At 67.1% G+C, this 13,951-nt stretch carries 11 protein-coding genes; 4 read left to right on the forward strand and 7 right to left on the reverse strand.

Annotated features, from left to right (window positions below; genetic code table 11):
* Window positions 1–208: 208 nt before the first annotated feature.
* Entirely contained in the window at window positions 209–2,506 is a 2,298-nt protein-coding gene (locus E8A74_RS40315; RefSeq protein ID WP_232379962.1) for a heavy metal translocating P-type ATPase, read from the forward strand.
* A gap of 135 nt (window positions 2,507–2,641) precedes the next feature.
* Here E8A74_RS40315 and E8A74_RS40320 read toward each other — a convergent pair whose 3' ends face one another.
* The gene (locus E8A74_RS40320) at window positions 2,642–4,840 is read right to left on the reverse strand and encodes a sensor histidine kinase (RefSeq protein WP_170229736.1); all 2,199 of its coding nucleotides are present in this window, start codon (window positions 4,838–4,840) and stop codon (window positions 2,642–2,644) included.
* A 56-nt stretch (window positions 4,841–4,896) separates the two neighbouring features.
* Window positions 4,897–6,537, reverse strand: a complete 1,641-nt coding sequence (locus tag E8A74_RS40325) for a sensor histidine kinase (protein ID WP_136934441.1) — start codon at window positions 6,535–6,537, stop codon at window positions 4,897–4,899.
* Window positions 6,538–7,042: 505 nt separating this feature from the next.
* Between E8A74_RS40325 and E8A74_RS40330 the strand changes: the two genes are divergently transcribed.
* Window positions 7,043–7,963, forward strand: coding sequence for a sigma-54-dependent transcriptional regulator family protein (locus tag E8A74_RS40330; RefSeq protein WP_136934442.1), 921 nt, complete (start codon window positions 7,043–7,045; stop codon window positions 7,961–7,963).
* Between the two features lie 13 nt (window positions 7,964–7,976).
* Here E8A74_RS40330 and E8A74_RS40335 read toward each other — a convergent pair whose 3' ends face one another.
* From E8A74_RS40335 to E8A74_RS40345, 3 genes are all read right to left on the reverse strand, one after another.
* Complete coding sequence (locus E8A74_RS40335) at window positions 7,977–8,390, reverse strand: DUF6691 family protein (RefSeq protein WP_136934443.1); 414 nt, start codon at window positions 8,388–8,390, stop codon at window positions 7,977–7,979.
* Window positions 8,387–9,544: a TSUP family transporter gene (locus tag E8A74_RS55860; protein ID WP_136934444.1), complete on the reverse strand. Its 1,158-nt coding sequence runs from the start codon at window positions 9,542–9,544 to the stop codon at window positions 8,387–8,389. The genes E8A74_RS40335 and E8A74_RS55860 overlap by 4 nt, the downstream gene beginning before the upstream one ends.
* Window positions 9,545–9,730: 186 nt before the next feature.
* A complete protein-coding gene (locus E8A74_RS40345) occupies window positions 9,731–10,651 on the reverse strand; it encodes an MBL fold metallo-hydrolase (RefSeq protein WP_232379963.1) in 921 nt (306 codons plus the stop codon).
* 31 nt (window positions 10,652–10,682) lie between these two features.
* Between E8A74_RS40345 and E8A74_RS53285 the strand changes: the two genes are divergently transcribed.
* On the forward strand, window positions 10,683–10,841 hold the full coding sequence (locus E8A74_RS53285; protein ID WP_170229737.1) for a hypothetical protein: 159 nt from the start codon (window positions 10,683–10,685) through the stop codon (window positions 10,839–10,841).
* 30 nt (window positions 10,842–10,871) lie between these two features.
* Here E8A74_RS53285 and E8A74_RS40350 read toward each other — a convergent pair whose 3' ends face one another.
* Window positions 10,872–12,122 (reverse strand): cysteine desulfurase, encoded by a 1,251-nt coding sequence (locus E8A74_RS40350; protein WP_136934445.1) that lies wholly within the window; start codon window positions 12,120–12,122, stop codon window positions 10,872–10,874.
* Between the two features lie 284 nt (window positions 12,123–12,406).
* Entirely contained in the window at window positions 12,407–12,934 is a 528-nt protein-coding gene (locus E8A74_RS40355) for a multicopper oxidase domain-containing protein (protein ID WP_232379964.1), read from the reverse strand.
* Between the two features lie 310 nt (window positions 12,935–13,244).
* Between E8A74_RS40355 and E8A74_RS40360 the strand changes: the two genes are divergently transcribed.
* Window positions 13,245–13,951, forward strand: a 707-nt coding sequence (locus tag E8A74_RS40360; RefSeq protein WP_136934447.1) for a transporter substrate-binding domain-containing protein, incomplete at its 3' end; no start/stop codon positions are given.

The following is a 13,951-nucleotide window of genomic DNA, read 5'->3' on the forward strand; positions in this document are numbered from 1 at the left end:
GATTGTCGCCGTCAGCCCTCGAGCGAGCTCCTGCTGTCCCCGCGCCGAAGAGGCCGGCTGCGGCAATTGCAAGAACTTCACTGCGTTCCGCAGACGCTCGCCCATGGCTCGCCTTGGTCCAGTAAGTGCATATACGATATGCGCCAGGATGAACAGCGGCAGGACCTAGGGAGGGAAGCCATGCAAGCCATGCGCGGGCGGTGATCACGTGCGCAAGCACGTCCACTCGCAGTGGCAGTTGGCTCTCCTCGGGCTCGCCCTCGTTGGCTTGGCTGCAGGTAGCATTCTGCATCTCGCAAGGGTCGGCGATGCGGACCGGTGGGTATGGGCTGGTGTCACCGGTATCGTTCTCATCTGGACGTTTTCCTCTGTCGTGAGGGGATTGCTCCGAGGAGAAACGGGAGTCGATCTCATCGCCGTCTTGGCGATGGCAGGCGCACTCGTCCTCGGCGAATACCTCGCGGGCGCCATCATCGCGGTCATGCTCACAGGCGGCGCTGCACTCGAGCGGTTTGCTGTCGCCCGAGCACGACGCGAGCTGAGCGCCCTGCTCGAGCGCGCTCCGCATACAGCACATCGCCGAGCGGGTGTCGACATCGTCGATGTCGACATCGACGATGTCGTGCTCGGCGACGTCCTCGTCGTCAAGCCGGGTGAGGTTGTTCCGGCGGACGGCATCGTCAGCTTGGGAACCGCGATTCTCGACGAGTCGGCGCTGACCGGTGAATCCAAACCCGTGCAGATCGACACCGGGTCCCCTGTACGCAGCGGCGGCACGAACGCGGGCAGCCCGTTCGAGCTGCGCGTAACTGCGCCCACGGCCCAAAGTACCTATGCCGGCATCATTCGCCTGGTCAGGGCAGCGGAGGCATCAAAGGCGCCGTTCGTGCGACTCGCGGATCGATACGCGCTCGCCTTCCTGGGTCTTACCGTTACGCTCGCGGCGCTCGCGTGGATCGCCGGGGAAAGCCCGACCCGCGCACTCACCGTGCTCGTTGTCGCAACGCCGTGCCCACTCATCCTGGCCGCGCCGGCAGCCATCATCGCCGGCGTGTCGCGCGCGGCGAGGCACGGCATCATCGTCAAAGGCGGCGGTCCGCTCGAGACGCTCGCACGTGCCACGGTGCTGCTGCTGGACAAGACCGGGACCGTGACCTCGGCGCGTCCGCAGGTCGTGGCGGTGGAAACCTTCGGAGCCATCTCCTCCGATGATGTCGTCAGGTACGCCGCGTCCATCGAGCAGGTCTCGGTCCATCCATACGCGCCCGCGATTCTTGCGGAGGCGCGGAGCCGGAGCGTCGAGCTGAGCTTCCCCGTCGACGTGCGCGAGCAGATGGGCACGGGAATCGGAGGAAACGTGGACGGCCGACGCGTGGCCGTGGGACAGCTCGGTTTCGTGGCTCCGAGTGCACCGCGCACGCCGGAGCTTCGGTCGATCGAACTGCGTACCGCGGTTGAGGGCTCGTCGAGCGTATACGTTTCGATCGACGGCTCGCTCGCAGGCGTGCTGCTCCTCCAGGACCCGATCCGGCCGGAAGCGCCGCGTGTCCTCCGCGCGCTTCGCGCCGCTGGCATTCGGCGCATTCACATGGTGACGGGGGATCATCCCGACGTCGCGGAGCTCGTCGGCGACGCCCTCGGCGTGGACCGCGTCTTTGCGGAGCGAGCGCCGGAGGAGAAGGTCGAGGTTATCAAGCTGGTACGTGCCGAGGGCCTCACGGTGATGGTCGGCGACGGCATCAACGACGCCCCGGCGCTCGCGCTCGCCGACATTGGAGTGGCGATGGGAGCGCGCGGCGCCACGGCCGCCTCCGAAGCAGCGGACGTCGTCCTCACAGCGGACCGGCTCGAAGGGCTTCTCCTCACGACGCGGATCGCGCAGCGTACTCGGCGCATCGCGCTGGAAAGCGTCTTCGTAGGGATGGGGCTCTCGCTCGTCGCGATGGTGTTCGCCGCCGCGGGATGCATCACGCCGGTCGCCGGAGCCGTACTCCAGGAGGGCATCGACGTCCTGGTGATTTTGAATGCGCTTCGCGCGCTTGGCGACGGTGGCCCGCTCATCATGTCAAGGCGCGGTGACGTCAAGGGCCTCGCGCAGGGGCTTGCCTCGGCGCACCGCTCGCTGCGTCCACACGTCGGCGATCTCGCCGCGCTGGCCGCGCGCCTCGACTCGCTGCCAGCGCGGGAGGCGCGTGCACAGCTCGAGCGGATTCGTGACATGTTCGAGAAGGAGCTGCTGCCCCACGAGCGAGAGGAGCAGCAGACGGCCTATCCACTCCTCGGCAAACTGCTGAAGGAGGAGGACCCGACCGGCCCGTTGATCCAGACGCATCACGAGATCCGGCGGCTCACGCGGCTCTTCGGTCGTCTGGTCGCTCAGCTTCCTGCGGAGGGCCCCAGGCTGGAGGATCTCCGAGACCTGCGCCGCGTGCTCTACGGCCTCCACGCCATCCTCACGCTGCACTTCGCTCAGGAGGAGGAGCTGTACAGCCTGTTTGAAGGCTGATGAGCTTTCGATGCCGAGACACGTCACGCGGGCCCTTCATGGCCAAGGCCGCCCGGAGCGTGCCAGCACGAGCCGGAGTGGCTGCCGCGAGGGTGCGGAGGCGAGGGCAAAGCGCCCGCGACTCGGGACACCTTTCTATGCCGCCAGCGCAGATTGCTCCGCCGGAAACCATAGCCGGAAGGTCGAGCCCTGGCCCGGCGTGCTCTCCACGGCAATGGTGCCGCCGTGCGCCTCCATCAGCCCCTTGGCGATGTAGAGGCCGAGGCCCAGCCCCGTGTTCTTCTCACGCGCCCGCGCGGCCTGAAAGAAGCGATCGAACAGCCTGCCAAGATCCGCCGCCGAGATGCCCGGGCCGCGGTCCTCGACCGTCAGCGCCGCGCCTCCCGCCTCCGCACGGAGGGTCACCCGGATCGGCGAGCCGGCGTCGGAGTACTTGGCGGCGTTGTCGAGCAGGTTCGTGAGGATCTGCGCCAGCCGGGCCGGATCGACGAAGACCTCGGGCACACAACCCTCCACATCGAGGGTCACCGGGTGCTGCCCGAGGGTCGGCTCGATTTCAGCGAGCAACGAGCGCGTCTCCTCCTCCAGCGACACGGGCTTTCGATCGAGCGATAGCCGCCCGACCTCGATGCGAGACGCATCGAGCAGGTCCTGCGTCATGCGCGAGATCCGGCAGCCGATTTGGAGCAAACGTTGGAGTTGCGGCACCGGCACCACGACCGAATCACCATCGGGTTTTGCGAGCAGCTTCTTTAAAAGCAACATCATGGCCGCGACGGGGTTGCGGAGATCGTGAGCGATGACGGCTGCGAACTCGTCTCGCAGGCGGTCCATCTCGCGGTGGGCCTCCTGCGTGCTCTCGACTTGCTGGGCGTAGGCGATGGCCAGCGCTGATTGCGTGGCGAAGAGCCGGACCAGACGCTCGTCCTCCTCCGTGAACTCGGCGCCACCATCCTTGTCACAAAGGTAGAAATTCCCGAATACCTTCTGCCCGATGAGCAGCGGGACGCCCAGGAAGGACGTCATCGCGGGGTGGTGCGCGGGGAAGCCGACCGATCGCGGATCGGCGTGGATGTCCGCGACCCGGCTGGGCTGCGGGTCTTGGATGAGCGCGCCCAAGAGCCCTCGGCCCTGTGGTAAGTGGCCGATGTCACGGGCGACCTTTTCGGAGACGCCCACGTAGACGAAGTCGGAAAGGCCGGTGCCCTCGGCGTCGAGCACCCCCAGGGCGCCATAACGGGCGCGGGTCAGCTCGCAGGCCTGCTCCACCAGGCGGCACAGCAGTTCGCGCAGGGGCATGGCGGCCTCGATGGTCATGGCCATGTCGCGGAGCAAGCGCAGCCTTCGGGCCTCGCGGCGCTCGGCGTCGCGCTGCCGGGCTTGCCGCAGCCCGAGAGCACAGGCGCCCGCCACGCCCCGGAGCAGGCGGCGCTCGAGCGAACTGAGCTTCCCCGGCTGCCGCCGCGCGAGCCCTAGCACCCCGACAAGCTCGCCCCCTACGCTCAGGGGGAACGCCACCACTGCGTGGAGCCCCAGCTCGAGCAGGCGCAGGGTGCCACGGAAGGCGCCCTCCGGCAGCTCCTCGATGCGAGCGATCTCCTGGATGTCCCCGGTCTCGGCTGCCAGCGCCGCGACCGTGCTCGCCAAATTCATATTCAAATCTTGCGCGAATGCCTCGGGAACCCCGACCGAGGCGACCAGCCTGAGACGTTCACCGCCCCCGGTGGCGATGAGAAACGCGGCGTCGGCGCGAACGGCGGCAGCTACCTCGTCGAGCAGCCCATGGGCCAGGGTCGAGGGCTCGTCCGCGCTGAGAAGCGCGGCGCCGATGCTGGCCACGAGGTCGGCGAGCCGGACCGCGAAGGGCTCGTCGGCGACGTTTTCGAACGCGAGCAGCGCCTCGCCGGCCGACGCGCGGCAGCGCACCAGGAGCAGGAGGCGGCGAGCGGTTTGTCGATCGTACCAGACTTCCTCGTCGCAGAAGGACTCGCCGTGGAGGGCGCGACGCCACGGCAACTCTTTCTCGGCGAGGACCGCCTGGGTTCCGAGCCGGGATATCTCGAAGCGCTCCGACAGCCGTTCCGGGGTCGGTGACTCCATCTCCAGGAGCTCGCGCAAGGACGCGCTCGCCTGGACCTCACCCGTGCTGGTCAGCCTCATCATTGGCCAGGGGAGCAAGGATTCCACGATCATGCAGAAGGTATTGGTACGCCCGAGGGCAACCGTCGAGGTCACCGCGGTTGCAGTCGACGCGCGCATCACGATCGGCAACGCGAGGTCGAGCGGCGGCTCCGCTGGGTCGCGCTCGGCAGGAAGTTTCTTCGGATCGGACAAAGCTCGCCTCTCCCGGCTGCGATTCGCCGACGAGGCCCCGCGCATCCTGCTGGCGACTACGTACGGTCCCGCGGCCGCTCGATGGGGATCGTGAACGAGAACGCTGTTCCCACGCCGAGCTGGCTGTCGACGAAGATCTGCCCCCCGTGCCCCTCCACGATGCCTTTGACGATGTACAGGCCGAGCCCCGTGCCCGCGCCGCGCACCGCCCGCGGCCGCCAGTAGCGATCGAAGAGTCGTGGCAGATTCTCGGGCGTGATACCCGCGCCCGTGTCGGTGACGGAGAATCGCACGAACGCACCGTCGAGCGCGATGGCGAGCGTCACCTCGCCGCCCTTGGCCGTGAACTTCAACGCATTGCCAATGAGGTTCGAGAGCGCCTGGGCAAGGCGACCGCGATCACACGGAACTCGCAGGGAATACCCCAGCGGGCGGACGTGGAGCCGTAGTTCCTTCTGCTCTGCGAGCGGCGCGTGGACCTCCGCGATCTCGGCGATGATCGCGTCGACCTCGTACGGGGCCATCTCGAGCGTCAAGGTGTTCGCCTCGATGATCGCTGCGTCGAGGAGGTTTTGGAGCATCTGTATCGCGTACTCCGTGGTGGCCTTCAGCTTCTGCGCTCTCTCGCGGATCCGTTGCCCTGCGTCGCCTTCGGGAGCCATCCGCGAAATCGACGCCGCGCCCAGCGAGAGCGCCGAAAGCGGGTTCCTGAGATCATGCGCTGCGATGGCCAGCGCCTCCTCCCGCGCGAGCCGCGCCCGCTGCTCCGCCTCGTAAAGGCGCGCGCGCTCGAGGGCCTGCGCGCAATGCTGGGCGAGCGTCATCATGTATTCCCGATCCTCGCTGGTGATCTCGCAATTTTCGAGGTAGGTGATACCAAGCGCTCCGAGAACCCGCTCGCCAACCGTCATGGGAACGGCCACCCAGGTCCTGGCCCAGTTTTGCGTGGGTATCTCCGGGTAGGCATCGCGGAACACCTCGCGCGACTCGAAGACCAGAAGCTGTCCGGTGCGGATGCAGTCGGCAGATGGAAGGCGCGCGGAGGGAGGAAAGCGACGCAAGGGCTCGATCAGCTCCTGCGGGTATCCGGGGGCGAGGAGGACGTCGACCATGCCGTTCTCCTCTTGGAGCGCGACGTAACCCGCATCGGCATAGAGCGCTGCGAGCCCTTGCGTGAGCACGACGTCCGCTACCTGCGTGGGCGTCAAGGCACGCGAAAGCTCGGATGTGATGATCTGAAGGCGTGCCATCCGCGCTTCGGCGAGCTCGACCCGGATGCGTGCAGCACGTTCGCCGGCGAGGGCTCTCTCCCGTGCCTCTTCGACGCGCTTGTGGCGATCGATATCGAACATGATCTCGATGATGTAAAGCGGCGCCCTCGAACGCCCGCGGACGAGCGAGCGCGTGACGGCGACCCAGAAGGATGAGCCGTCCCGTCGTAGCAAGCGCTCCTCGTGCGTGGAGGATTGGATGACGCCGTCGCGCATCGCCTGGAGGTGCTGGCGGGCGGCCTCCCTGTCGTCCGGGTGCCGTATGTCTCCCGCGGGGTGCCCCGTGAGCTCATCGAGGCCAAGGCCGAGGGACTCGCAGAGCCTCGGGTTCGCCCGGAGCAACGCGCCATCCAGGGAGACGTGGGCCATACCGAGAGCGGCCTGGTCGAACGTCGCGCCGGGCCGCTCGTCCACCTCGAAACCCACGACCCTTTCATCGGCGCTCCCCACGACACCCCCCTACTGCCGCCGTTTGCCTCGTTTCACGTTACGTAAGGTCATGCCATGGCCGAGCGTGCCATGAAACCGAGCGCGGAAATTCGACGAATTGATGGACAACAACCCGCGGATTGCCCTTACACTCCTCTTCGCCCACACATAGCCTACACCAAACGAGGGCGGGGGATAGCGTCGAAGCTGCCGCTCGGCATCAGGGGGGATCATGGCAACGGCGTCACCACACGCAGTGCTCGAGGCAGGGCGTCTCTACCGGTCCACAGGGGCCGTTTCCACGTCGCTTTTGCGGCCTCATGTCTTTCGATCCTGGGAGCGCTCGCACCTCGGCAAGGCCGACCCGAAACGTCCAAGGGCCGAAGCACTTGGCTCGCTCGAAACCGATCGCCTGCGAGGGCGGCACGAGGCGCTCATTCGCGCCGCGCAGCCCTACATGCGGGCGCTCTCCCGCGCCTCGGGTGGCGAGCGCCATGCAGCCATGCTGGGAGACGCTCGGGCGGTGGTCCTCGACGTACTCGGCGATGAGCAGACCCTCCACGGCCCCGAGCGGGTCCCCGGCCCCGGCGCGCTGCTCGATGAGGCGGCTTGCGGGGCGAATGGGATTGGCACGGCGCTCGCGGACGGTCAGTACGTCGAGCTCGTCGGACCGGAGCATTTCATCGAAGGGTTTCACCCATTTACCTGCCAGGGTATGCCGCTGCGCGACGGCACCGATGCGTTCGCCGGCGTGCTCAGCGTGTCCGTGCGGAGGCCGGAGGTCGGGCTTCGCCTGCGGGAGATCATGCTCTGCGCCGGACACGCCATCGAGATGGAGCTCCTGGCTGTACGGCTGGAGGGGGATCTGCGGCGTGTCCTCACCCAGGGCCCGGCCCCCGAGGCGATCGAGCGGCTGCTCGGCGACGTCCTCGAAGCGCAGGCGACCGTACGCGTGCGGCTGGAGCTCGCCGCGGAGCAGCTCTCGCGGAGCCGCCTCACGCACGCGCGCGAGTTGCTGGCGCTCGCTTCGCGGGTGCTCGAGCGATTCAGGCGTCACGCAGCGCTGTGGAGAGGGCTCGCGCTGGACGACGAGCCGGCCGCCCCGCGCCGATTGGAGCTCGACGTCATGGTGCGCGAGCTTCTGGAGATGCTCGAGGTCGAGGCGAGCGTCCGCAGGGTGGAGCTCGTCTTGCGCGATATCGAGCCCATCGAGGTCGAGGCCGACCCGCGTGCTCTGTCACGTGGTCTCTTTCGTTGCCTGCTCGGCGCCATCCAGGCCGCACCCGGCGGAGCCATCCACGTGAAGCTTTTCCGGACCCCAGGCACCTGCGCAGAGTTGCAAGTCGTGCTGGCCCCTGGCGCGGGGACGACGCGGGAGAAGCCTACGCCATTGCGGTTCGTGGTGGGCAACGCGAAGTGTTGAGCTTTTGCGCCTTCTACAGGTCCGCGGTCAGGTGCTGGAGCAGCATGCCTGCGACCATCGTTGCGATGAAGACCAGGACCGCGGGAGCCAACGTCGAAAGCGAGGCGAGAGCAGGCCCGGGGCAATAACCCCCGAGCCCCCAGCCAACCCCGAAGACGGCCGCCCCGGCGATGAGCTGGACATCGATGTCCTTGCGGGTCGGGATCTGGAAGCTCCCGCCGAAGATGGGCCCTCCGCGCCGGAGGATGAGGCGGAGGGTCACGAAATGGGCCCCCACGGCGCCGAGCATCACGAAAGCGAGCGAGGGATCCCATGCCCCCGTCACGTCGAGAAAGCCGAGCACCTTCGTGGGGTCGGTCATGCCGGAGCCCCCGAGCCCCGCGGCAAAAAGCGCGCCTGCCGCGAATGCAGCGCCGAACGATTTCATCGAATACCTCCAAGAATGCGGGTGGAGACGAAGACGGTGACGAAGGCGAAGAACATGAAGGTCGCCGTCGCCACGAGCGAGCGGGCCGAGAGGCGTGAGATGCCGCAGACGCCGTGCCCGCTCGTGCAGCCATTCGCGAGCCGCGTGCCATAACCGACGAGCAGGCCGGCGATGGCGAGGAGCCAGAGGGGACCGCTCGCCGCGGCGGGGAAGGCCGCCGGGCGCAGCGCGCGGAGGGCGGCTCCTCCGGCGACCATCCCGAGAAGAAAGCCGACTCGCCACGCCACGTCCCCCGCTTTGGGGGAGAGCACCCCGCCGAGGATGCCACTGACACCGGCGATCCTGCCATGGAACAGCATCAGGATCGAGGCGGCGAGCCCGATGAGCGAGCCTCCGAGCAGCGCGGGGCGCAACGAGTCGGGGACATGCTCGAAGAGCAGGACGATCGCCATGGCGAGGACGAACCAAGCAAACCCTCGACGAAGCGCGTCGCCCGAGAGACGATGCGCGAGGCGGGCGCCGGCGAGGCTGGCGCCCACGGACAAGCCGGCGATCAAGAGCGTCAGCGTCCAATCGACGGTCTGGTGGCCGAGGTGGGCCGCGAACCCGGCCGCAGATTGGAGAGCGATCACGAAGAGCGACGTACCTATGGCCTCCGGCATGGCCAGGCCGCCGAGCAGCACCAGCGCCGGGACGATCAGAAAGCCTCCGCCCGCGCCCACGAGCCCTGCCACGACGCCCACGAGCGCGCCGAGGACCAGGATCTTCCATAGCGGCGCGGTCTGCGTCCTGGCCGGCTCGTGCCGGCCGCGCAGCATCGCAACCGCGGTGGCGAGCATGATCAGGGCGAACACCAGCATGAGGAGCGAGGCGGGAATGGCGTGCGCCACGAAGCCGCCGCCGAAGGCGCCGGCCATCCCCGCGCCCCCGAACACCGCGCCCGTCCGGTACGAGACGCGCCCCTTCCGCGCGTGCGCAAACGCGGCGGCCGCGCTGGTGATGGCCACCGTGAAGAGCGACATGGCGATGGCGCTTCGGGGCTCGACACCAAGCACGTATACGAGGACCGGCAACGTCAGGATGGATCCTCCGCCGCCGAGGAGGCCGAGGCTGAGGCCGATCACGAGGGCGAGGGGCGCTGCGAGCACGAGCATATCCGGCCCGTTTGCAACGATCTTGCCAACGCGCGACGAGGGCTCGGGCGCCCTCCCGTGAAACGAGCGGAAGCGAAAAGCTCGCAACGGTGTTTCAACTGCTGTTTCACGATGTTTATCGGTGGATCGGTCGGCAGCACGCGCGCGACAGTTCTTGTTGCAACACGTGTTTCCGTCGCAGGGACACTACCTGGCGGCGCGGGGCGTCCCGTCGTCTTCCACGGGCTTCTTGAGGTTCAGCGGCACGCGGAGGTAGCGGACTCCATTCTCGTGTTCGGCGGGCAGTCGTCCGGCATCGATGTTCACCTGCACGCTCGGCCATAACAGGCGGGGCACCTGGAGCGTCGCGTCGCGGGCGTCGCGCAGCGCCACGAATTCGTCGCGTGTCGTCGCGGCGCGGAGCTGGATGTTTTGCGCCTTCGACTTGCCGATGGTGGTGAGCCAGCGCAGCGGACGGCCGCCCGGCTGGTAGTCATGGCCCACGAATACGCGCGTGTCGTCGGGCAGGGCGTAGAGTCTGTCGTGGACCGAGTGGTAGAGCGCCTGGGACGAGCCCCTCGGAAAGTCGCAGCGCCCCGTGCCGTAGTCCTCGATGAACAGGGCGTCGCCGGTGAACACCGCATCTCCGATCTTGTAGGTCACGCAGGCCGGCGTGTGGCCAGGCGTCGAGATGGTCTCGATGCGCAGTGTGCCCGCCTCGATGTCGTCGCCATCGGCCAGGAGCCTGTCGAACTGGCTGCCGTCCGTGCGAAAGTCAGCGGGCAGGCCGAATATCGTCTTGAACGTGGCCTGGACCTCCCGGATGCGCTCGCTGATGGCGGTCCGGAGAGCGAAGCGCTTCTTGAGCCATGGCGTGGCCGTCAGGTGGTCGGCGTGGGCGTGCGTCTCGAGCGCCCATTGGACTCTCAGGCCCTTTGCTTCGACGAACGCCGCGACCTTCTCGGCCGAGGTGGTGCCTACCGTGGACGACAACGGCTCATAATCGAGCACGGAGTCGATGATGACGGCGTCCTTCGAGTCGGGGTCGTAGACGATATACGACAGCGTGTAGGTAGCGGGATCGTAAAACGGCTCTATATCAAACATGGCATCGGTGAAGCACAGCAAGGAGCGTGCCAAGTATTGGTATGGAGCGAAGATGACAATCGAGCCCACGCCGAAGGGCGTGCGTGTGGTGGAGACGTCGACGGACCCGCAGGTCGTCGCGTTGATTCAAGCGCACGCGGACGTGGTGACCGCATTCCTGGAGCACGGGCACGTGGAGATCCGGAAAATCCACCCGGTCCCGGAGCCCTGATCCCGGACGCGTCGGGCGGGCGTCCGGAGGCTATCGTATCTCGCGCAGGCATCTGGCGAGCGCATCGATATCCTCCCTCGTGGTGTAAAGGCCTATCGACGCGCGCGTCGTGCTGGGGATCCCCAAGCGGCCCATCAACGGTTGCGTGCAATGGTGCCCCGCCCGCACCGCGACTCCGTTCCTGCCAAGGGCGGCGCCGATCTCCTGCGGGTCCACCCCATCGATGACGAATGCCAGGATGCTCGACTTCTCCCGGGCCGTACCGATCAACCGGAGCCCCGGGATCTCTCGGAGCAACTCGGTGCCGTAGGCGAGCAACGCCGACTCGTGGGCGTGGATATGCGCGAGGCCGAGCGAGGACACGTAATCGATTGCAGCGCCGAGGCCGATCGCGCCGACGATGTTGGGTGTTCCCGCCTCGAACTTCTGCGGTGGCGGCGAAAATTCGGTGCTCTCGAATGTCACGAAGGAGATCATGAGGCCACCGCCCTGGTACGGCGGCATCGCCTCGAGGTGCGACAGCTTGGCGAAAACGACGCCGATCCCGGTCGGCCCGTATACCTTGTGACCGCTGAAGACGTAGAAATCGGCGTCGAGGTCGCGCACGTCGACCGGCATGTGCAGGGCCGCTTGGCTGCCGTCGATCAGTACGGGGATCCCGCGCGCGTGCGCGAGACGGACGATCTCTTGGACCGGGTTCACGGTCCCCAGCGAGTTCGAAACGTGGACGACCGAGACGAACTTGACGCGGTCCGTGAGCATTCGCTCGAAGGCATCCATATCGAGCTCGCCCGCATCCGTGATCGGCGCGACGCGGAGCGCGATGCCCTTTTCCTGCCGCAGGAGTTGCCACGGCACGATGTTGGCGTGGTGCTCCATGTGGGTGATGAGGACCTCGTCGCCTTTCTCAAGAAAATGCCGCCCGTAGCTGCTGGCGACGAGGTTGATCCCTTCGGTCGCATTGCGGACGAAGACAATCTCACGCGCGTCTCCGGCGTGAATGAAGCGGGCCACCGTCTGCCGCGCGGCGTCGTAGAGCGCCGTCGATCGCTGGCTCAGGGCGTACACGCCCCGATGGATGTTGGCGTAGTCCTCGCTCATGAAGCGCGTCATCTCGTCGAGGACGGCCCGCGGCTTCTGCGCGCTCGCGGCGGTATCGAGGTACACGAGCGGCCGCCCGTTCACCGGCCGCTGGAGGATCGGGAAGTCCCGCCGTACGCGCTCGACCTCGAAGGCCGGCGCACCAGCCCTCTCCCGGACGATCTCCTCGTTCGCCCTCATATTGCCCTTCCCTCTCGACGGTGTCTTCGGTACCGGATCGCCGCAATGCTGAAGCGAGCCCCGTGCCAGGGAACGCTGCTTGGCCTCGCTGGGTACGGCCCATCCAATCACGGGCCAGCGAACGGGTCGCGCGCCGATGTAGACGCGCGTGGGCCTGGCGAAACCAAGGATGCCCCTGGACGTCTCCAGCCGCGGCCCTGTGGGTCGAGAAGCACAGGCGGCCGGGCTCTTCACCAGGTAGCTCGTGATTGGGGCTTCCCGGCCGGCCTGCAGAGGGATGTCGCCTACGTCGGCTGGCCAGGCTGCAACGGGCCGATCCGGTACGGCCGCATCATCTCGTTGTCCTCGTGCTCGACGATGTGGCAATGCCAGACGAATTGCCCGGACGTCTTGAACTGCACCCGGATGCGGGTGACTTGGCCTGGATAGGCGATGACGGTGTCCTTGAAGCCGGTCTCCCACGCCTCGGGCGGGTTCGGTGCAAAGCCGATGTCGACCTGGACTTGCTGGGTGGCCTCGTCAACGAGGATCGGTTGTCGGTTGACCACCTCGAAGGCAACCTCGTGCACGTGCATCGGGTGGGCGTCTGGGGTCGCGTTGTAGAACTCCCACAGCTCCGTGGCACCGACAGCAGGGTTCTCGGAGACGTCGTCGTCCCAGTGGAGCTCGGTCCAAGTGCCCACGCCCGTATTGGGATCGCCGGCGACGGTGCCCAGCAAGGCTTCCGCGGGCGCGTCGGGGAAGAACTCCGACAACTTCTCGAGGAGCGCAAGCGGCCGTGTGATCGTCGCCGCCGGAAGCGGCGTGATCAATGGCCCTAGGAGGCGAGGCGCAGGCTGCGCTCGGGGACCGAGACGTGGCTCGACCAGGTGGTCACAAACCTGCTCACCAACGCCGCAGCCGCGCGGCCGAATTGATGTAGAGCTTTACGCCGAGGACAGCCTTCCTCCGGATACGCGAGGAGCCCGCTCCGGGGGTTCTGTCGGCTCGGCGTGAAGGAAGCCTGCGCCCGCCTGGACAACCTGTGCAGCCTCTTCGAGCGTCAGCCCGACGCATGGATGAGCTGGGCGAGCCCGGCGTCTGGTCCGGTTCGTGCCCGGTTCGTGCCGGGAGAGGACAAGGATGCAGAAGCGATTCGCCTGGACGCCGGCGTTGCTCGCCGCGATGGTGCTGGCCGCTGCGGCGTGCGACAAGAGGGCTCCGCCCCCGCCTCCCACCCACCCGATCACGAGCGTGAGCGACCTCGTGCCCGGGGCGAGGGTTGGCGTGCAGCGGGGCACGACCGGCGCTTTCTACGCGGAGGACACGCTCGCGCCGAGGGGCGTCGAGATCGTGACCTTCATCAAGGCCCCGGATATGTACAACGCGCTTGAGGCGGGGCAGATCCAAGCCATCATCAACGACCTTCCGATCTCCGAGGACGTGGTCGAGAGGAAGCCCGATCTAAAGATCGTCCAGCGGATCGACAATGGCGAAAAATACGCATTCGCCGTCCACAAGGAGAACCTCGCGCTCCTCCAGGGCATCGACCAGGCGCTCGAGAACCTCTTCGCAGACGGCACCTACAAGGCGATCTTCACCAAGTATTTTCCCAGGCAGCAGCTCCCGTCTCATGTGGAGGAGGCGACGGCCGTACCCTTCTCCGGCTGCCCCTCGCTATCGACCGTGCAGCCGAAGATGTTGACGATCGGATCGGACCTCCCCTATCCCCCTTTCGAGTTGTTCACCGAGAGCGGCGAAACGACGGGATTCGATGTCGAGCTCATCGAAGCCATCGCCAAGGAGCTATGCCTGACCCCGAAGTGGGTCAACTCGAACTTCGACACCAT

The sequence above is a fragment of the Polyangium fumosum genome, assembly GCF_005144585.1.
Classification (GTDB): Bacteria; Myxococcota_A; Polyangia; order Polyangiales; family Polyangiaceae; genus Polyangium; species Polyangium fumosum.